23 protein-coding genes are annotated in these 19,465 nt (G+C 59.5%); 5 read left to right on the top strand and 18 right to left on the bottom strand.

Annotated elements, in window-relative coordinates; all coding sequences use genetic code 11:
- Positions 1-60 precede the first annotated feature (60 nt).
- The 9 genes from hisD to T8A63_RS07530 form a co-directional block, all read right to left on the bottom strand.
- The gene (hisD, locus tag T8A63_RS07570; RefSeq protein WP_322345415.1) at positions 61-1,338 is read right to left on the bottom strand and encodes a histidinol dehydrogenase; all 1,278 of its coding nucleotides are present in this window, start codon (positions 1,336-1,338) and stop codon (positions 61-63) included.
- 13 nt (positions 1,339-1,351) lie between these two features.
- Positions 1,352-2,044 carry an aspartate/glutamate racemase family protein gene (locus T8A63_RS07565; protein ID WP_322345414.1) on the bottom strand — a complete coding sequence of 231 codons (693 nt, stop codon included), beginning with the start codon at positions 2,042-2,044 and terminating at the stop codon, positions 1,352-1,354.
- Complete coding sequence (locus tag T8A63_RS07560; RefSeq protein ID WP_322345413.1) at positions 2,041-3,234, bottom strand: DegT/DnrJ/EryC1/StrS family aminotransferase; 1,194 nt, start codon at positions 3,232-3,234, stop codon at positions 2,041-2,043. Before T8A63_RS07560 ends, T8A63_RS07565 begins: the two co-directional genes overlap by 4 nt.
- Before the next feature lie 14 nt (positions 3,235-3,248).
- Complete coding sequence (locus tag T8A63_RS07555) at positions 3,249-4,262, bottom strand: D-cysteine desulfhydrase (protein WP_322345412.1); 1,014 nt, start codon at positions 4,260-4,262, stop codon at positions 3,249-3,251.
- 104 nt (positions 4,263-4,366) lie between these two features.
- Positions 4,367-6,805: an FAD-dependent oxidoreductase gene (locus tag T8A63_RS07550; RefSeq protein WP_322345411.1), complete on the bottom strand. Its 2,439-nt coding sequence runs from the start codon at positions 6,803-6,805 to the stop codon at positions 4,367-4,369.
- Positions 6,806-6,944: 139 nt separating this feature from the next.
- Complete coding sequence (locus tag T8A63_RS07545) at positions 6,945-7,919, bottom strand: LysR family transcriptional regulator (protein ID WP_322345410.1); 975 nt, start codon at positions 7,917-7,919, stop codon at positions 6,945-6,947.
- A 713-nt stretch (positions 7,920-8,632) separates the two neighbouring features.
- Entirely contained in the window at positions 8,633-8,776 is a 144-nt protein-coding gene (locus T8A63_RS07540) for a hypothetical protein (RefSeq protein WP_322345409.1), read from the bottom strand.
- Positions 8,777-8,780: 4 nt separating this feature from the next.
- On the bottom strand, positions 8,781-9,254 hold the full coding sequence (locus T8A63_RS07535) for a hypothetical protein (RefSeq protein WP_322345408.1): 474 nt from the start codon (positions 9,252-9,254) through the stop codon (positions 8,781-8,783).
- Positions 9,247-9,426, bottom strand: coding sequence for a hypothetical protein (locus T8A63_RS07530; protein ID WP_322345407.1), 180 nt, complete (start codon positions 9,424-9,426; stop codon positions 9,247-9,249). Before T8A63_RS07530 ends, T8A63_RS07535 begins: the two co-directional genes overlap by 8 nt.
- Before the next feature lie 111 nt (positions 9,427-9,537).
- On the opposite strand from T8A63_RS07530, the gene T8A63_RS07525 reads away from it, so the two are divergent.
- From T8A63_RS07525 to T8A63_RS07510, 4 genes are all read left to right on the top strand, one after another.
- Positions 9,538-9,741 (top strand): hypothetical protein, encoded by a 204-nt coding sequence (locus T8A63_RS07525; RefSeq protein WP_322345406.1) that lies wholly within the window; start codon positions 9,538-9,540, stop codon positions 9,739-9,741.
- 339 nt (positions 9,742-10,080) lie between these two features.
- On the top strand, positions 10,081-10,272 hold the full coding sequence (locus T8A63_RS07520) for a hypothetical protein (RefSeq protein ID WP_322345405.1): 192 nt from the start codon (positions 10,081-10,083) through the stop codon (positions 10,270-10,272).
- A gap of 352 nt (positions 10,273-10,624) precedes the next feature.
- On the top strand, positions 10,625-10,951 hold the full coding sequence (locus T8A63_RS07515; RefSeq protein WP_322345404.1) for a hypothetical protein: 327 nt from the start codon (positions 10,625-10,627) through the stop codon (positions 10,949-10,951).
- A gap of 14 nt (positions 10,952-10,965) precedes the next feature.
- Positions 10,966-11,172 (top strand): hypothetical protein, encoded by a 207-nt coding sequence (locus T8A63_RS07510; protein WP_322345403.1) that lies wholly within the window; start codon positions 10,966-10,968, stop codon positions 11,170-11,172.
- 292 nt (positions 11,173-11,464) lie between these two features.
- On the opposite strand, the gene T8A63_RS07505 is transcribed toward T8A63_RS07510, so the two are convergent.
- From T8A63_RS07505 to T8A63_RS07465, 9 genes are all read right to left on the bottom strand, one after another.
- On the bottom strand, positions 11,465-11,665 hold the full coding sequence (locus tag T8A63_RS07505; RefSeq protein WP_322345402.1) for a hypothetical protein: 201 nt from the start codon (positions 11,663-11,665) through the stop codon (positions 11,465-11,467).
- A 76-nt stretch (positions 11,666-11,741) separates the two neighbouring features.
- Positions 11,742-11,912, bottom strand: a complete 171-nt coding sequence (locus tag T8A63_RS07500; protein ID WP_322345401.1) for a hypothetical protein — start codon at positions 11,910-11,912, stop codon at positions 11,742-11,744.
- A gap of 4 nt (positions 11,913-11,916) precedes the next feature.
- Positions 11,917-12,258, bottom strand: coding sequence for a hypothetical protein (locus tag T8A63_RS07495; RefSeq protein WP_322345400.1), 342 nt, complete (start codon positions 12,256-12,258; stop codon positions 11,917-11,919).
- Positions 12,259-12,322: 64 nt separating this feature from the next.
- Complete coding sequence (locus tag T8A63_RS07490; RefSeq protein ID WP_322345399.1) at positions 12,323-12,856, bottom strand: N-acetylmuramoyl-L-alanine amidase; 534 nt, start codon at positions 12,854-12,856, stop codon at positions 12,323-12,325.
- A gap of 1 nt (position 12,857) precedes the next feature.
- The gene (locus T8A63_RS07485; protein WP_322345398.1) at positions 12,858-13,265 is read right to left on the bottom strand and encodes a hypothetical protein; all 408 of its coding nucleotides are present in this window, start codon (positions 13,263-13,265) and stop codon (positions 12,858-12,860) included.
- A gap of 177 nt (positions 13,266-13,442) precedes the next feature.
- On the bottom strand, positions 13,443-13,673 hold the full coding sequence (locus tag T8A63_RS07480; protein ID WP_322345397.1) for a hypothetical protein: 231 nt from the start codon (positions 13,671-13,673) through the stop codon (positions 13,443-13,445).
- 221 nt (positions 13,674-13,894) lie between these two features.
- Positions 13,895-16,033 carry a hypothetical protein gene (locus T8A63_RS07475; RefSeq protein ID WP_322345396.1) on the bottom strand — a complete coding sequence of 713 codons (2,139 nt, stop codon included), beginning with the start codon at positions 16,031-16,033 and terminating at the stop codon, positions 13,895-13,897.
- Positions 16,034-16,115: 82 nt separating this feature from the next.
- Positions 16,116-16,328, bottom strand: a complete 213-nt coding sequence (locus T8A63_RS07470; RefSeq protein WP_322345395.1) for a hypothetical protein — start codon at positions 16,326-16,328, stop codon at positions 16,116-16,118.
- Positions 16,328-17,890, bottom strand: a complete 1,563-nt coding sequence (locus tag T8A63_RS07465; RefSeq protein WP_322345394.1) for a hypothetical protein — start codon at positions 17,888-17,890, stop codon at positions 16,328-16,330. Before T8A63_RS07465 ends, T8A63_RS07470 begins: the two co-directional genes overlap by 1 nt.
- A gap of 50 nt (positions 17,891-17,940) precedes the next feature.
- Between T8A63_RS07465 and T8A63_RS07460 the strand changes: the two genes are divergently transcribed.
- A complete protein-coding gene (locus T8A63_RS07460) occupies positions 17,941-19,296 on the top strand; it encodes an IS1380-like element IS1247 family transposase (protein ID WP_006473457.1) in 1,356 nt (451 codons plus the stop codon).
- The last annotated feature ends 169 nt before the right edge of the window (positions 19,297-19,465 follow it).

Genomic DNA, 19,465 nt, shown 5'->3' with positions numbered 1-19,465 from the left:
ACCAGACACCACCGGGATAGCTCGTTCAGCAGAACGAGGACAGCTAAGCGCGGCGCGGCGTCAGGCTGTCTGCTGTTTCAACCGAAGCTCGGCAGAACGGGCATGGCCTTCCATCCCCTCCATCCGGCTGATCCGCGCGGTGCGCAAGGCCAGCTCATGCGAGGCATCGGCATCGCAGCGTTGCCATGTCACGGTCTTGGTAAACTTGTGCACGGAGAGCCCCCCGGTATAGCGCGCAGCCCCACTGGTGGGCAGCACATGGTTCGGCCCCGAGGTTTTGTCGCCGAAAGCGACCGTGGTCTCCTCTCCCAAAAACAGCGAGCCATAGGCAGAGAGGCGGTTGAGCCACCAGTCGAGGTCTTTGGCCTGCACCTGAAGATGCTCCGGCGCGTAGCGGTCGGCCACTTGGGCGGCCTCCTCGCGGGTGTCGCACAAGACAACCTCGGCCCGTTCGGCCCAAGCCACCCGCGCGGCGCTGGCGTTCGGCTCGGGCAGGCTGTCGATCATGTCGGGCGCGCGCTGCAACACGGTTTCCGCCAGTCTGCGGTCGGTCGTGACCAGCCAAACCGGGCTGTCGGCCCCGTGCTCCGCCTGACTGACCAGATCCCATGCCACCGTTTCAGGGTCCGCGCTGTGATCGGCGATCACCAGTGAATCGGTGGGTCCGGCGAACATGTCGATCCCCACCGCGCCAAACAGCATGCGCTTGGCCTCTGCCACATAGCTGTTGCCGGGACCGACGAGGATATCGGCAGGCACACCGCCAAACAGCCCCATCGACATGGCAGCGACCCCCTGCACCCCCCCGAGGTTCAGGATCAGGTCCGCGCCGCAAAGGTCCATCGCAAAGATGATCGGATCGGGAATGCCGATGCCGGGTCGCGTGGGCGAGCAAGCGGTGATATGCGGCACGCCAGCGACCTTGGCGGTGGTGATCGTCATCAAAGCGCTGGCGATATGGCTGTAACGCCCGCCGGGCACATAGCAGCCCGCGCTTGAGACGGGGATTTGCTTTTGGCCCGCAATCAGCCCCGGCATGATCTCGATTTCGCAATCTCCCATCGTCGCCTTCTGCGCTTCGGCGAAACGACGGATATTGGCATGGGCAAAGCGGATATCGTCCTTGAGGTCTTGCGGCACCCGCGCAGAGGCGGCGGCCCGTTCCGCGGCAGTGACCACGATATCCCCGGCCCAGCCGTCAAGGTCGCGGGCATAGTCCCGCACGGCAGCCTCACCGCCCTGTTCGATCTTGGCGAGCATCTGAGCAACCACACCGCGGATGTCTTTGCCCTCAACCGCCGGGCGGGTCTCGACTTGCTTCAGATACGTGATCGCCATGTGCTTACCTCGGTTAGAATTGGGAATGTCGATGGATCGCCTCGGCCAGCGCGTCGATCGTGTCGAGGATCGGTACGGGGGCGGTCAAAGCGGGGGCCAGCAACGAAAACTCTGAGCATGCGATGAACAAAAGTTCGGCCCCCTGCGCGGTCAATTCGGTCGCCGCCTCTGTAAGCGTCTGCTGCGCCTGTGGGGTAATCCCCCGCGCCTTGATCAGCCGGATCGCGGCCAACATGCGCTCGGCATCGGCGGGCCAGAGCGCCGTTAGCCCGGTCCGGTCCAGGGCTGCGTCAAACACCCCGGCCATGCGCACGGCAGGAGAGGCGAGAATCCCTACGGAGGCGCCTGAGGGAAGTTGCCCCGCCGCGCGGTCGACCGATAGGGTCACCATGTTCAGAAACGGAATGGAAACCGCCGCCTCAATCGCCGGGGCGTAGTGATGCGCCGTGTTGCAGGGCATGGCGAGGGCCGTGGCCCCTGCCCGTTCCAACCGCTGTGCCATCGCGGCCAGCACCGGGGCGGGATCCTCCCCTGTGCCCTCGATCAGATGGGCGATGCGGGAGGGAACTTGCGGGTTCATGTCGATCAGCAGCGGCAGGTGATCGGCGTCGTCTTGGGCATTGACGGTGCCAAGAACACGCTGCTGCAGCAGGATCGTCGCTTCGGGCCCCATGCCGCCCAATACGCCGACGACCGGGCGGCTCATGATGCCACCTCGTTCACCGCGTCGCAGATCAATTCGGCGATCAGCGCGCAGTCGTCTTGAGAAAAACTCAGCGGCAAGCGCATGTCGAAAAGCGTCGCCATGATGCGGTCTGTCTTGGGCATGTCTTGCGCTGGAACATAGCGCCAAGATGGATGCGCCGAGGTGAAGCCTGCAGGCTCTTTCGCGCCGAACCATTTAAGCTCCACGCCCCGTGTGGCTGCGGCATCGAGCAAGGCGCGGCACTGCGCGGCGGTGAAGTCTGGCAGGCGGAACTGGATGGAGGAACCCACATGCGTTTCGGCGGAGGGTAGCTTGATGGTTGTAACGCCGTCCTGTGCTTTCAGCCTCTCCTCAACCTGCGTGTAGCGGGCGTTCCAGCGGGCGATGTTGCTGTCGAGGTCGGCAAGCTGCGGACGCAGGATCGCGGCCCGCAGCGCGTCCATCCGGGCCGAGCAATTGGGCATGTCGTAGCGGGCATCGGCAAACGCCTCAGGATCCGGCCCGGCCCCGTGGCGTTCATAGAGCATGTAGCTGCCCGACAGGATCGTGGCGCGGGCGGCGATTGCGGCGTCGTCGGTGGTCAGAAACCCGCCTTCGCCGGAGTTCATGTGTTTGTAAGTCTGGGTCGAGAAACAGGCCACTTTGCCGAAATTGCCCGACCGAATGCCGTTCCACTGCGCGCCCATCGTGTGCGCGCAATCCTCGATCACCGTTACCTCTGCCCCGTTACAGATCGCCATCAGCCGGTCCATGTCACACAGATGCCCACGCATATGCGACAGCAACAGCACCCGCGCGCCGGAACTGGCAATTTTGGCGTCGAGGTCATCAAGGTCGAGCCGCAGATCCTCGTCGATCTCGACCAGCACGGTCTCAGCGCCCACCGCCCGGATCGCGCCGGGCACTGGGGCCAGCGTATAGGCGTTGGTCAGCACCTTAGCGCCGGGTTCCACGCCACAGGCGCGCAGGGCGATTTGCAACGCCTGCCCCCCTGAGGTGACGGCAAGACAATAGGCGCTGCCCTGCCAATCACGATACTCGGCCTCAAGCTGGGCCGCTTCCCCAGCCTCCCCCGGCGCGAGGTTATACCGGTGCAAGCGGCCTGACTGTAGCACCGCGACCGCCGCCGCGATGGCCTCTTGGGAAAGCCCCTCTTGCTGGGTGAAACTGCCAGTAAACTTGCGCGCCATGTAAGCTGCCTTTCTTACAGGTTGACCCAGCGGTTGGCGGTGTCAAAGGCGAAGTCATAGCCGCCCAGAGCCGCCGCGCCGCCGGTGTGGAGGAAGACCACACGCTCGTCCTTAAACGTGCCTTTGCGGGCGAGATCAATGAGACCAGCGGCCCCCTTTGCGGAATAGCATGGATCAAGCAGGATGCCTTCGAGCTCGGCAAACATCTGGATTGCCTCGATGCCGCTGTCGGTCGGGATACCGTAGCCTTCGCCGACGTAATCGGTGTTGGCCATCACATCCTCGCGCTTGACCACGCCCGCGCAGCCCAGCTTTTCGGCGGTTCTGCAGGCGAGGTCATAGACCATTTGCTCTTGCTTGGGCTGTGGCGCGCGGGTGCCGATGCCGAGAATGGGGATCTGGGCGTTCATCGCGCACATGCCGGTGACAAGCCCGGCTTGCGTGCCGGAAGAGCCCGTGCCGTGAACCAGCCGGTCGATCTTCATGCCGGAGGTGTTCACTTGGTTCAGCAGCTCAAACGCACAGTTCACATAGCCCAAAGCGCCCGTGGGGTTCGAGCCGCCGCCGGGGATGATATAGACCTTGTGGCCTTCGGCGCGCTTCTTTTCAGCCGCCTTTTCCATCTCACCGGGCATATCGTGGCCGCCGGGGAATTTCTCGGTTGTAGCACCATGCAGATGGTCCAGCAGCACATTGCCGTTGGTGTTGTAGTTGGCATCGTCATAGCCGGTGCGGTCTTCCAGTAGGATGTGGCAGGCAAGGCCCAGCTTGGCAGCAGCCGCGGCGGTCTGGCGGCCATGGTTGGTCTGGGTCGCACCTTGGGTCATCACCATGTCCGCGCCCTGTTCGATGGCCTCGGCCATCAGGAATTCCAGCTTGCGGGTCTTGTTGCCGCCCGTGGAAAGGCCGGTGCAATCGTCACGTTTGACCCAGATTTCGGTGCCGAGTTCTTTTGACAGGCGTTTCATATGCTCAAGCGGGGTTGGCAGATGGGCAAGGTGGACGCGGGGAAAACGAGAGAGGTGCATGGATAATCCTTGTCGTAGCTATGGGTGTGCAGCGGGGCGCGTTGCCGCTGGTTGACCTTGGTGCGAGACGGGGGCCAGCGTTGCACCGGCCCCTGCCCATCATGTCATCCGCGCATTAGCGCATAGGAAGGATCATATGGCGAGGGATCTATCACTTCGGTGCCAACGATTTCCCCATAGAGATCAAGCGGGATTTGCGTGCCGGGCGTGGCCAGCGCCGGATCGACGAAGGCATAGGCGAGGTTCATGCCCACCCGGTGCCCCCAATCGCCTGAGGTTACGGTGCCGACAACCTTGCCGTCTTGCATGAGTGAGGCACCGCCATGGGCCGGGGCATGGGTCGCGTCGACCTTGAGCGTCACCAGTTTTTTGCGCGGCCCTTCTTCCATGCGCTTGTGCAGGGCGGCCTTGCCAATGAAATCGGCGGGCTTTTCGGGTTTCACGAAACGGTCCAGCGCGGTCTCAAACGGGTCGAACTCGGTCAGCAGGTCAGCTTTCCAGTGCATAAAGCCTTTCTCCATCCGCATTGATTCCACCGCGCGGGCGCCGAAGAGCTTCAGGCCATGTGCCTCTCCGGCCTTTCGCAGGGCCAGATAGGCGGCATAAAGCGCGTTGTTGGGCACGTGGATTTCATAGGCCAACTCGCCCGAGAAACTGACGCCTAGCACCGTGGCAGGTGCAAATCCGATGAAACATTCGCGCAGGCTGAGCCAGGGGAACGCCTCTTTCGACCAGTCGCCGCGCGCACAGGCGCTGAGCACATCGCGTGCCTTGGGCCCGGCGAGCACGAGGATCGTTTGGTCATTGGTGAGGCTGCGGATTTGCACATCTTCGTCGTCGCGCAGATGCAATTTGAGCCAGTCCATGTCGTGATATTCGCTGGCCGCGGCCGAGCCGTACCAAACCCGCTGCGGGCCGCGGTCCGAGGCGGGCAAGTTGGCCACTGTGGCCTCGCCTTTGACCATGCCGCGATGGTTCAGCAGGTAGCCCAAGCCCACCCGTCCGTCGCGTCTTGTGACCACGCCGCAGAACATCCGGTCAAGGAAACTGTGGCGGTCGCTGCCGGTGATCTCAAACCGGTTGAAGCCGTTGACCTCGCAAAGGCCGACATTCTCGGCCACGTTCTTCACTTCAGCCGCGACCACGTCGAATGCCTCGTCGAAGTCAAAGCTGAGAGTCGGGTGAAAATCGGGCGACGGCTTGATGTAGTCGACCCGCTCCCAACCGTTGACCACGGTGAACTCGGCCCCTTCGGCGGCCATCACCGGGGTCAGCGGCGTGGTCTTGGCAGGGCGCGCGGCGGGGCGATGCTCATGCGGGAAGTGGAAGCGGAATTCGTTCTGGTAATCTTCGATGGCCTTGAGCGCCGTCAGTTCCACATTGGCGTGCCCGGTGAAACGGCGCGGGTCGATGACCCAAGTGTCATACTGCGCCTCGCCATGGACGATCTGCTGGGCCAGCAGCCACCCGTGGCCGCCGCCCTCGCCCAGTCCTGCACGCAGGCCGATGATGCAAAAGGCGTTGCGCTTGCCGGGGATCGGACCGACCAGCGGCGCGCCGTCGATGGTATAGGTGATCGGTCCGTTGACGATGGAGCGGATGCCGGTATCGGCCAGTGCGGGCATGCGCTCAAAGGCGCCTTCGAGCACGTCCATGACCCGCTCAAGATCATCCGGGCACAGGGCGTTGACGAAATTCGGGTCGATCCCGTCCATTCCCCACGTCTTGCAGTCCTGCTCATAAAAGCCGACCAGCAGGCCGTTCTTTTCTTGGCGGCTGTAATAGTCCGAAATCGGACAGCGCAGCAGCGGCATCCGGTGACCGGCCTCGGCGATGGCGGGAATGTCTTCGGTCAGAAAATACTGGTGCTCCATCGAGGCGACGGGATGATGCACCCCCATCATGCTGCCGACCTCGTTCACCCGGTAACCGCAGGCGTTGACCACGATATCGCAGTCGATGTCGCCATGTTTGGTGTGGACCGTCCAAGTGTCGTCTTTGTGCTGCGTCAGGGCGGTGACCGGCGTGTTGCGATAGACCTCAGCCCCGGCCTTGCGCGCGTGAAAAGCCAAAGCCTGACAGAGCTGGGCTGGATCGATATCACCGTCAAGCGGATCCCAAAGCCCGCCCAACAGGTTCTCGGTTGAGATGAGCGGGTGGCGCCGGGCGCATTCTTCGGCGTCGATGACTTCCAAATCCACATCCATGCCGCGCGCCATCGATGAGAAGTGGCGATAGCCCTGCATCTGCGCTTCGGTATTGGCCAATCGGATGCCGCCGTCGGCGTGGTGGTAGTTGATCGGATACTCCGGGTCTTCGGATAAGCGTTTGTAAAGGTTGATGGAATGGGTTTTCAGCCCGACCATCGTTTGATTGGCCCCAAAATTCGTGACCTGCGCCGCCGAATGCCAAGTTGTGCCTGACGTAAGCTCATCACGCTCGACCAAGACGACATCTGTCCAGCCTTCTTGAGTGAGATGATAAAGCGTCGAGCAGCCAGCGATACCGCCGCCAATGACAACCACCTTGGTCCGAGATTTCATGGCGTGCGCCTCCGATAGATACTGAGATCAGAGGGCCAGAGAGAGGGTTAAACAACAAACGCTAATGCGGGTGTTGGAAAAAATCGCAAGATAGTTTCGATAGCTTGATTAGACCCCGAAGCGGCAATAGCCCTGCCCCCTACTCTATCAGCTGGAAACTCTCTGCCAACCAAGGCGTGCTGGCGTGCAGCGGCTCGATCACATGTTGTCGAATGAGGTCGCGCATCTCGGCATCAACCAATTCGACGACAGAGCGCGAACAATCCGGCGTGCTCATCAAGGCCAATGTCCGCGCAAAAGCCTTGCCCGGAAAGCGGTGCATGCGCAGATCGCCATGAAACCGCGCGGCGCGGGAAAACAACAGCGGGGTTGTGATCGTCCAGCCCGCATTCGCCGCCACCATCGCCATCAGGGTCTGGTTGTTGCTGCATTCGAACCGATGCGGCGACGTGACCCCCAAGCGCCGCAAGTGAGTGTCAATCTGCCGGGCGATCATCAGGTTGCCGGAAAACCGCAGAAAGGGCAGCTTTGCCCTGCCCTCCATAATCTGTGAGAGGGTTTCCGACGCGAGTCGGGGCAGAACGATGACGAAAGGGTCACGCAGAAGCGGGCGCTCTTGCAGGTCGTTGATCGTTTCCCCCGGCGCGGTGCATATACCGAGATCGAGCTGGCGGTTGCGCAGCATGCCGATCAGGTCGTGGCTGACCCCGGTATGATAGCTGAAATCGCAGCTGGGCATCGTCTTGGTCAGGGAGACTGCCAAATACGGCACGATATCGCTCTCCAAATCTTCGATCGCACCGACTCTAAGGAAGCTCGCGTCGGCGACGCTGCCGGCGGAGACCTCGGCCTTGGCCTTGCGGATCGTGCGCAGCGCCTCGTCGATTTTGCGCGAAAAGACCTGCCCTTTGGGCGTCAGGACCATCGGACGCCGGGCATGGTTGAAGAGCTCAACACCCAAGTGGTCTTCCAAGCTGCGCAGATGATGCGACACGGTGCTTACCGTCAATCCCGCATCCCGCGCAGCGGCTTGCAGCGACCCTTCCTTGGCACAGACTTGAAACAGTTCGAGCGACTTCAGGCTGATATCTCTGGCGGCTTTGGTCCGAGCCATGGCGGCGTCCTATTCCTGCTGACCCTGCGCTAAGGTGTAGCATTGTTTGAGATGATAAATATCAAAACTTCACAGAGCGCAGATGGTCTTCTCAGGTTGCCCGAGCTGTAGAAGTCTCAGGCCCTAGGAAAACTACGAACCAGCGCGGCCCAGAAATGACCGATGTCCAGAACGAGAACGTGGAAGCAGATAGCATGACCAACGCGAAAAACGGCGATTTGATAGAGCTACGATTTTCACGGAAACCTTGCTGAAACAAGGTGGTACCCAAGGCCGGACTCGAACCGGCACGCCTCGCGGCGGGGGATTTTGAATTCTTCGGAATTAAAATCTTATCAAGATGTTAACACCAGACTACTCACAGAGACATTGCGTGAACGACTCGTGAAACTGGGAGGGGTCGTATTTCGCTCCTATCTGGACTCGGCGCTGTCGAGAAAATCGACGTGCGCGCCCTTCTTCGTCACCACGCAATCCGAAGCCCGCGCGCGGCACGGTGGCCACCCCGCAGGCTCAACAAATTCGCCGGCCCCATCGGTTCCTGCACGCAGAACAACCCAGTCCTCACCTGTCGGCTTGTGATGGACCTCATCGCCTCGCTCAATCATACTGCACCTCCTGTTTAGACTTCATCATCGCCGGGCAGGTCTTTGACCTCACCAGCATCCCATAGCTTCTGCCAAGCGAAGTAAGCCGCCCGGCTGACCTTCACATCAGACAAAGGCTTGATCTTCCCAGATCGGCCCGAACTGGTCGTCAGAGACGCCGGAAGCGACCAAATGCGCTATCTGATCCTTGCGAGAAGGACGCCCCGGCGCGGCGAGGATGTAGCCCCACTTTATGGATTCACCGACCATCTTCTTAACACCCCTCGGCGTCGGGGGGTGTCTGATCACCTTCTTTCATCGGGCCATTTTGCCCCGCCAAGAACTGGCGAAGCGCGGCGACGATCACCGCAGACCGCGAAGGCGGCACGGGTTGCTGGGCGATCCATGCGTCCAAATCCGCAAGCAGATCGGGCGGTGGCGTGATTTGCTTAACGACCGGGGCGAGCGTCGTAACGTCGGGCCTATTGTCACGCGGGGAAACATTTACCAAGCCATCCATGCGGCTGATAAGGTTGGCCTCCAAAGCTTTCGCGGCGCTATCAGGCAAGCCTTTCGCCACAATCTCAACGTCGAAGCCTCCGGCATCCAGAACCAAGTCGCACCACTTTTGGGATCGACCAGATGCCTCATGCGGACGATTCCGCCGCCCCTTACCCACATAAAACGGAAGGCCGTTGTCCCGCCTTGAGTGGACGTAAACGCAAAAATCCTTTGCGACGTCATTCATTCCCGCCTGCCCTCCGCATTCGCTTAATCACCCGATCCTTGATGCGCTTAACCGTCACGCGCAGATTTTCCGCCGCGACATCTCGCATCCGCTCGGCGCGATCTAGTTCCTCGCGCTCATCGTCCCGCATGTGGGAACGCCATTCTGCTGGTTCTCGTGCCATGAAATCCATGTGCCATTCCTGAACCATCTGCACAACCATGTCAACCATTTTTTGGTTGACGAGTGCGCACACATCGGCTAGAAAGGGTGCAAATCCACCAATCCCCCGAAAGGAAAAGCGATGAAACGGGCACCAAACGCCTATACCTTATCCAGCCTTGCCAGAGCGGCGGATGGCAGCACCACAGTATGCGATGACGGGGAAAACTGGTATCCGGCCCGCCCCGAGGGGCTGCGCTCTTTCCGATCGCGACTACGGCTCGCTTGGGAAGTCTTCACAGGGCGCGCGGACGTGATCCGTTGGCCCGGCAACCAGTCCAGCTAACCCCAGAGGCCGAAATGATTTCAAATATCAGCGAGAAGATAGGGCCAGCGCGCAAGCCGCACCGCTGCGAAGAATGCGGGCGAACGATCCCGAAGGGCGAGGTTTACCTGCGCCAAGTCAACGCGGATGGATCGCAGGTTTGGACGTTTAAGGCTCATACAGATTGCGCCGCTTTGGGCGTTGCCTACCGGACAAAACACAGGCTGTGGGACGAATACGATTGGCTTCCGATGTATGAACTCGCAGACGGTGACCATCTCTTAGGCCAGTGGCGAGGACACTACCCTCACGCCGTTTGCCGCCTCGAATTTAACCAATCCTAAAACCCCCGGAGGCACCATGGCAGAGGAAACCTACAGCACAGACGGGCCAGAATGCCCCTACTGCGGCCACGAACACCAGCCGAGCGAAGACCCCGCCCACTATTACAACGAGGGTAATGACAGCAGCACATGCGAAAGCTGCGACAGGGACTTTAAAATGTCGGTCTATGTCTCTCACTCTTGGACATGCGAACCCTTTGACGACTGAATCCAGCAAACCCCCCGGAGGCCGAAATGATTTCAAATATCAGCGAGAAGATAGGGCCAGCACGAAAGCCGCATCGCTGCGAGGAATGCGGGCGCACGATCCCAAAGGGCGAGGTTTATCTGCGCCAAGTCAACGCGGACGGAGCGCAGGTTTGGACATTTAAGGCTCATACAGATTGCGCCGAGTTGGGCGTTGCCTACCGGACAAAGCATAGGCTGTGGGACGAATACGATTGGCTTCCGATGTATGAACTCGCGGACGACGACCACCTCTTAGGCCAGTGGCGAGGGCGCTATCCTCACGCCGTTTGTCGCCTCGAATTTAACAAGTCCTAAAAACCCCGGAGGCCGATATGAAACGCACCTATTCCCCCATGGACTTCCGCCTTGGCGCGGTCGTTTTTCATCGAGGCTTCGACGGCGACGAACGTCTAGGTCACGTGGAAGGCTTCGACCGCAATGCCACCGGCGAGCCGATCATCACCGTGAAGTGGGAAGGCGGCGAAGTCAGCAGTATACACCCGGAGAACATCACTCTCGATCCGGCTGGCTGGCCCGCTTCGTGGTCCGAGCGCAAGTGCCTGGATAAGCTGGCCGAGCGGGAACGTGCTCGCGAAGAAGCTGCGAAGAAGCCGAAGGCGTGGGGCCTTTTCGCCCGCATCCTCACCCCATCCACTTAATCCCGGAGGAACCAATGACCGTATTTGACGATGAAATGATGAAGGCTCTTGAGGCAGATGGTGAATATCTGCGCCAAATGACGGGCGAGGATCACGGGCCGTACTTCTTTGATGCCGCTGGCTGCATCGAGTGCGGCGCAGCGTTGCCCAGTCCGAGCGATGCCGTGTGCGGCGCTTGCCTGAATACAGCGGCGGAAGCCTCACGCCAAACCCAGTCCTAAAACCCCACTGGAGGCCGCATGGCTTGCCATCACGTCAAAGACCCTGAAACCGGACTATGGGCGCACATCCCTGAGTGCTACGGCGCAATCCATGATCCAGACGGATGCACATGCGAAGTGAGGGGGTCTGATTTGGAGCAAGCGGTACTTGAGAGAGATAGGGCGCAACGCCGCGCCGAATCCTACCTACAATCCGCTCAAAGCCTGCGAGAACAGAACGTGCGCATGTCGATCCGAAACCGCGAACTGCGGCGACGGATTACCGAACTGAAACAGCAAGCAAGCTAGCCCCTCACATCGTCAGCGGCTTCTTCTTTGGGAACTTGGTGACATAGGGCCAGCCAGTGCCGCAGCGGCAGGTCGCCCGCTTCTCAAAATCGTAATCTGTGATGCCCTCCGGCACGTCTTCCGGCTTGAGCGTGACGCTGTGACCGCAGGACCAGCATTTCACCTCGATATGCGTGACCCCGGCCCTGAATAGCTGATCGTCCAACGCCTGCGCTCCACCAGATATAGACGGGAGAGCGCATACATGACTGTCGGCTACATGCAAAGAAGGCAGGATGCCGCTACTGCGGGCCCAGCACCTCGGCAATCGCCCCGATCTTCGCGTTTGCAAGCTGTGCGCTGTTGAGATGTTCGGTGGCCAAGACCGCCAGATCGCGGTAGGTTTCCGCGCGCCGGTTAGAGATCGGCACCTGCACCAGCAGATCAGCCGGCACCTCCGGTTTCACGGGCACATACTCAATCTTCGGGTCGCACATCCCGGCGGCTAAGAAGATCGATAAGGGCAGGATCCAGCGGCGCATCGGCGCAATCTCCCAGTTTCATGGTTTGTATGGCCTCTATGGTTTTCGAGGCTTCGACATTCAGGCGGCGTTCTCGCTGCGCGTGGGCGGCGGCGACGGCGGCGGACTGGCGGGCTTGCTCGATCTGGCCGCGCATCACGTTGGCGTTGCGCGTGAGGCGCGCGTTTTCGTCCTCTAGGCGCTGTAGGTCGCCTGCCTGCCACCAGAGGGCGGCGGCGAGCCCCAGACAGGCCAGCAGAGCCGCGATAAGCGCGTATGACCCTAGACGGGAGATCACCGCAGCATCCACCACGTCAGAGCCATGACAGCCAAGGTTACGGCTATGAGAACCAGATCGTGCATCAGGCCCGGGCCCCGTCGTAGATGGCCTTAGCCAGCGCGGCCTTGCGCGCGTCTGCGGCTTCGCACTCCGCCTTGTTCGACCCGAAGTAGGGCTCGGTCAGGATTGCCGGGGCGCGACCGGCCCAGAGCGAACGCCCGCCGCGATCCCCCTTGCCGACGAAGCGAACCCCGCGATCCTTGTTCCCCAGAGCCGCAACACATGCTTTCTGCACATTTGCAGCCAAAGCGCGGGATCCGCTTGTCCCGCTGGACAGCATCAGGCACCCATTTGCCGCGGGGTTGGTCGAGCCGTTGAAATGGAGCTCAACGCTCACATCGGCGCCCCATGCGTCGACCTCGGCATACACCCGATCAATCTCGGTACTGTACCCGCCCCAGGGTTTGCGCCGGAATACCTTGATGTGGTCCGGATCGTGCGCCTCGATCATCTTGGCGAGGTCACTGTTCCAGTCGTACTCGGTGCGTCCGTCAGTGCAGCGGACAGCGCCCTGCGCGCCTGCGTTATGGCCGATCACAATCGCGATGCGTTTCATCCTACCATCTCCATACGATGCTGAAACGGCGCGGATAGAACGGCACGGTCAGCCAGTTATAGTGATCTCGCTCGGGTTGGGGAAGACTGCGGTGCAGCGCCCCCAGGGCGGCCAGTGCCGCGGCGATTGCCCAGATATTGAAGCCAGTGTTGATCGCCTGCCCCGAAAGTGTGAAAACTCCGGGCGGCAACCACCCCCAAGCCCCGGCCAGAGGGCGCAGCAGGGACCACCAGAGAAGGCGCACCCAGACCAAGCTGGATGTCAGCGCAACGAACGCGCTCATAAGGCTGTTAGCGTCGTGGTCCTTCAGCCGGAGCCGCAGGTGTGGGGCGAATCCGATAGTCACCAGTCCCATCAGCAGAAAGGCGATGATCGCCGTCACCACGTTTGCCCAAATCAAAATCGTCACTGTTCAATACCTCGTTTCGGTAAGACCCCTTCCACAAGGCCGTTAACTTCTCTTTTGCGATACTTGATTGCCCGTTCGAGACGCTGGCGGGCGGCCTCACTGACCTCCCGCGCCTGCACGGAATCCACTTCTTCACGGGATGGTGGCGTGGGTTTGCCCCTAAGCGTCTGCCAAAACTTAACCACGGCCACTCCCCTCAATGAACCGGAGGGCTTGGTCGAGTGTCTTGGTGTTCTCAGCCATCTGGCTTGAATGCTCTTTATGGTCCTTGAACCGCGCGTCGATCTGCTCGTTAAGCCGCTTCCATAGCGCGCGGATCGTCCACCCCAACGCAACGATCACCGCCACCAGAAGGGCGATGAAGGGGCCGTACTGCTCGGCCAGTTGTGGTATGTCGATGGGGTTCATCTGTGGACGCGCTTTCCAATCTGCCTATGAGCCGGAGCCCATCTTGATTGCCGCACGTCCTGCGCGTCGATATGTAGATATTTACCCTATATAGGGCGCTTTGCCTAGATCGCTTCTATAGCCCCGGTCACGACGCCACCACGCATAGGCGCATAGCGTCATGTCCCAGCCCGTCAGCCAGCGGCAGAGGCGGCGGCTAACGGACTCGCAGAGGGGGAGCATTAGCCAAAACACCCAACAAGAAAGTTGCGGGCCGACCCCAAGCGGTTTTTAATATGCAGGTTAAGCCCATCGTGCCAAACATTGATCTTGCCATCAGTGTCAGGGTTGGAGCCAGAGCCAAACGCGAAGGATGATGCTGCCCCTCCGGTTAGGTCTGCGTATCCACTTCCAGAAATGCCAAATACAGCCTGTGCATCGTGGGTATAATTCGCTGAGACCATGAAAAGGCCGTGACTGTTGTACCCCATAGCGCGGAAAGTATATGTTTCATCGTCGGCAAGGAAAGCGTTTTCAAAGCTGAAACCCGCTGTGGCGTCTGTACTATCATTTCGGGGGAAAATCGTATTGGTGCGAAGCGGTACAGTGCCGCCAATGGTGCCCCCTGACAGCCGCCGTGGGTCCATATCAACACCAGAGTTACCCAAGCCCGAAACATTGCATTTCGCAGCGGTCCCGGCTGCGTATGTCACTTCGGCTGCGAGAACGTCTGACCCTGATGCGTTTATGTTTCCGTTTGCTTCCAAGAAAAGCTGCTGCTCGTGGCCCGACGCTACGCCGATAAACGCATTTGTTAGGTCGGATGCATAGCATCCAGTCATATTCACAACGGCTCTTGGCGATCCCGTACCCTTTACCGGAGCCGTGGCAAAGTATTTAACTGCGCCCCCGACTACTTTGCAGTTCGACATACTAAATATAGCCGGGTTGCTCGTGTCCTCTCCTGCTGTTGTAAAGCTACAGATTTCAGATAGCTGCCCAGTGGGCTTGGGGACATTGTTGTAAACGGTAACGCCGTGCACCGTTGGGGAACCACTTTCGCGCGCTCTTGGAGTGCTGTAAAAGCTGACAACCGAACTGCCGGACCCCGCCGATCCGTCAGCAGTGAACGGCGACAACCCGCCTACCTCGTTATAGAATGCGTCAATATTCGCAACCGTCCCTGATCCCATTTGCAGATTGATGTCAGAAAACCCGTTATGGATTGATAGAACATTTTCACGGATAATCGTTTCATTGGAAACAAGGCCATGAGAAACCTGACCCTTAATTCCACGCCCCGCACAGTCCTTGTACTCGTTCCCGGTCGAGACAAATCGGGTCGGAATGAACGTAGTGTCTCCGTCCGCAACCTCGCCGGTGAAGTATTTCACGCCGTCACAGTCGGCACGGTCAGCCCCGGTGTCTTCTGTGTCGATGGTGTCGTATTGGTTGCACTTATGGATGAAAGACTTGGCAAACAGTGTGGAGCCTGTCGTAACGTCATGCCCCACGGCCAATCCTGTTGACCCTGCCGATCCCGGAATCCCTACCCCAGCTTCGCGCGAAACATTCTTAAACAGGTTGTCATCAGCCAAAACCTTTTCAAACCCGCCACGCACATAAACGGCGTCTGTACCGCCCTGCCCATCACGCGCTAGTTCTCGAAACACGTTCAGATGCTTGTTGTGCAAAAGCTGGATTTCTCCAGCAAAGCCTGACGTGTTGTCGATGCGGTAGAGTTGCGGAACTTTGTTGTCACCGTCCCATAGTAAACCTTCTATTGTTAGATCATATCCCGCTGTGTCGATATGCAGAAGGCGGCTCACCGCCCCCGCATTTGCCGCCATATATCCGCCGCCGTTTGCCGTGATGACTGTGTGTTGCGTCAGCGTAAGGTCTATTTTGCTGGTGAGTTCAATGATGTTTGAGCCAAGGTTTAGTTTTTTGAACCGGCCAATTGCAGGGGCCGAAAGAGCGGCGGCGGCTGTTGCGTTGTCATGATCATTCCCGAACTCCTTCTGAGAAATTTCGGCGTCCCGGTCCAGCACCCGCAGCTTCACCCCGCCCGCTCCGGTGTAGTCCAGCAGCCCCGGATCAGTAGCGCCATCGTCCGCTCGCTGGTAAACCCACCCGCCAGAAATGCAGCGGATATACTCGCCAACACTCAGCATCTCGGGAGTAACGCTTGCCAGCTCCGCAAACGTGTCCACCTTCGGCCCATCATACAGCGCTGCCTGTGCTGCGCTTGTGGCTGCTGCGGTGGCTTGGTCTGTCGCTTCTTGAATTGCGAGAGGCTTAAACCGATCGATGAGGCTGCGCATCGCATCCACGTCACCATCATCGGCGGTTACATTGATGTTGTACTCTTGAGCAGGCATAGGACGTTCCAACCGTTGCGCGGGTAAATACCGCTGTGATTGCCGCACGTCCTGCGCGTCTATGCTGTGATGTATAACCCGTTTACTCGCCTTTGGGAATATCGGGTGTGAGCCAGCGCCGCTCATAGCTTTGGCGCGGATGGTCTTGCTCGACCCACCACAGCCCCCACTTTAGGACGCGGTAGAGCCTGCGGTGCTTGTCACGACGCCACCACGCAAACGCGCAGAGCGTCATATCCCAGCCCGTCAGCCAGCGGCAGAGGCGGCGGCTGACGGCTTCGCAGAGGGGGAGCATTATGCTGACCTTATCGTCGCATAAATATGCCCCCTCGCTTGCGGGCCAGAGCAACGGACTGACAGTGTATCGTCACCGACCTTACCAACTACGGTAGATGCTCGACGCACCGTAGCTGAGATAGTCCCGCTAGACACATCGACTGCCGCCCCTGTGTCGTTTCGATGGTAAACAGTAACGGTATCCGTGGCCGTAACTTCACCCCACATGCGTGTGCCGCTCAGCGCGCTGTCTATGCTAACAGCCAGAACCTCGTCGCCAACCTCTGCCCCTAGAACGGTAACAGTGGTTGATTGTTGCGATCCGTCAGCGAGGCTTGCCCAATCGTGAACTTTGCCCCCAGAAACGGGGGCGCTGGCCTTGGAAATCGGCATCCGGTACGAGCCATTTGCCCCACTCACATAGAATGTGTCCAATACTGTAGAAAAGCCATCCAAAGACGTTTCTATTTTGAGATCGTCCGCGCCGCCTTTGTAGGTCACTGAAACGGCAACATCTACGACCTCTTGCCCGTGGCCGAAAAAATCAAGCTCATGAACAAGGTCGGAGCCGAAGGTTAGGATGCCGTAAGAGTGTGACCCGCTGTTCATGCAATTTGTATGCTCGGCACGGTCAACGGTTGGCGCAAACGACAATGTTGAAGCTGTTACACCTTTATACAGCACCGTCATATTCGGCAGATCATTGCACCATTCCCATGTGACTTGAGGATATGTAGCCGAGTTTGTCGGTGTACCCGCATAAGTAATCTGGTCAGGATCAGGTGCTTGGCGCAGCCCTTTGAAGAATAAACCAAAGTGTGAGTCTTTATTCCCCGTGGCAGATATTGCAATCGGGTGCAGCTTGATCTTGGCATCACTGTCCAGCATACCGCCGTCCCACTCGATACGCATCTTAGGTGTCATTTCGATCTGTGGATAATCAGTCGAGGTGTCGAACCCGAGCGAACTGGTGAACCCGCAGTCGCGAAACTTGATCAAGGCGCGGATGTACACCGTGTCCCCATACAATTTCACCAAGGACGACCGCGCGCCCCCCGCATAGGAATGCCCGTTATTCCAAGGCTCTCCCTTACACCCATCAAAAATATACGTCGAATTTGGCCCAAATAGGCCGTTTGCGCCATACAGTTTAAGCCAAGGCCCATCAATTACGATGTTGCAGACAATGAAACTTGTATTCCCTAGTCCCGCGCCATCAACGAGCGCATCAAGTTGGAAGAAAGAGCAATGTTCAAAGCTGTTGTTCACTGACTGACTGCTACGGCCATAGTAGAATGTACCTCCATAAAGGAAATCACACCGCTCTGCTCTTGTGGTGTCAAAGTTCACGGTCCCAATGTTATTAATAATTCTGTCGAAGCCATAAACAGCAACATTAACCAGCATGAGTTTCCTGCCGCCGCCATCGCCTGTCCCGGTGAAAAATGCGTTTTCCCACGTTGTCTTGTCACTGTCTTGGTACACATGAACCACAGTTAAGTCGCGAAACTCAAAGGAAATGAAAGTGTTACATGAACCCACATTTCCCAAGTAAGGCGCTGATTTCGCTGTCCTGACCATTATATTTCCTATATAAAACATGGTGTTGAAGGCTGCGAGGGGCGCGTTTCATGGATCACCCAGAGGGTGCGGGCTTGCAACGGGCAGATCGGGTGGATTTCGACCCTCGCGTGCGGCTGGAATTTCGCGGCACGCAGCTCAGTTCCGACGGCGGCCTTCTGGTGATGCGCGAGCTTGATGACGCGCTCGGGTTGTCCGATTTGGCGTCAGCGGCGCTGCGCGATACTCGCTCTGGCAAGAACACGGTCCATCGGCTCGACGGCCTGTTCCGGCAATCAGTCTTTGGGCGGCTGGCCGGATACGAGGATGTCAACGACGCCAACCGTCTCGCCTGCGATCCGGTCATGCGCCAAGTTGTCGGCGGCAGAGCGGTCGATGCACAAGCGGCCTCGGCATCGCAGATGGGACGGTTCGAGACCGAGACGCTGGCTCTGGCCGGGAACCGTGCCGCGCTGGCCGACCTGAACGGGCAATGGATCGACCGGTTCCATGACCGTAACGGGCTGAAGTACATCGTTCTGGACATGGACAGCTCGGTCAGCCCGACCCATGGCGACCAGGAAGGGTCCGCCTGGAATGGCCATTTCGACTGTAGCTGCTATCACCCCAACTTTCTGTTCAACCAGTTCGGGATGCTGGAACGCTGCGCCCTGCGCCATGGCAACGTCCACAGCGCCGATGGCTGGCGTGATGTTCTCGACCCCGTCATTGCGCGCTACGCGGAGCGCGACCTTGGTGGCAGGTTCTTCCGGGCCGATGCTGCCTACGCGATCCCGGCGATCTATGAGCGATTGGAAGAAGCGCGGTTCTTCTACGCCATCCGGCTGCCCGCAAACGCGGTCCTCAAGGACAAGATCGCGCATCGGCTAACGCGCCCTGTCGGGCGGCCGTCACTGACCAAGGTCAAGCGGTTCTTCGAGGAATTCGAGTATCAGGCGGCGTCCTGGGACAAGGAACGCCGGGTGATCGCCAAGATCGAATGGCATCCGGGCGAACTGTTCCCGCGTGTCGGCTTCATCGTCACCAACCTGCCGATGGAGCCGGACTGGGTGGTGCGGTTCTACAACCAGCGCGGCACCGCCGAGCAGCACATCAAAGAGGGCAAATACGCCTTTCGCTGGACGCGGCTGTCGTGCCGGAAGTTCCGCGACAATGAGGTGCGGCTGCAACTGCACGCCCTGGCGTACAACCTGGCCACCTTCTTGCGCTGCATCGAGCTGCCCGAAGCCATGGCCGACTGGTCGTTGACCAGCCTGCAACTGAAGCTGATCAAGATCGGGGCACGTGTGGTCCGTCACGCCCGCACCATCACCTTCCAGCTGGCCGAGGTCGCTGTCACCGGCACGATGGTACGCGCCATCCTCGCCGCTATCCGCCGATTGCGAGCGCCACCGCTATGCGCATGATCGCGATCCACGCTCAAACTGAACGAAAGCGGCTGGACAGATCTGTCCGCTGCGCTGAAAAACGCCGCCCCTGGGCAAGGAAACAGCGGCTTCGCGGTCTGATCCGTCCAGATCCAGCAGTCTGCGCGACCGCAGGTGCCGCTTGCGGCAGAAAATCCTTGTCTAGCGA

Origin of the sequence: Sulfitobacter sp. OXR-159, from assembly GCF_034377145.1 — a bacterium.
Classification (GTDB): Bacteria; Pseudomonadota; Alphaproteobacteria; order Rhodobacterales; family Rhodobacteraceae; genus Sulfitobacter.
Note: the sequence above shows the minus strand (reverse complement) of the source record. Positions and strands in the feature narration are given on the sequence as shown.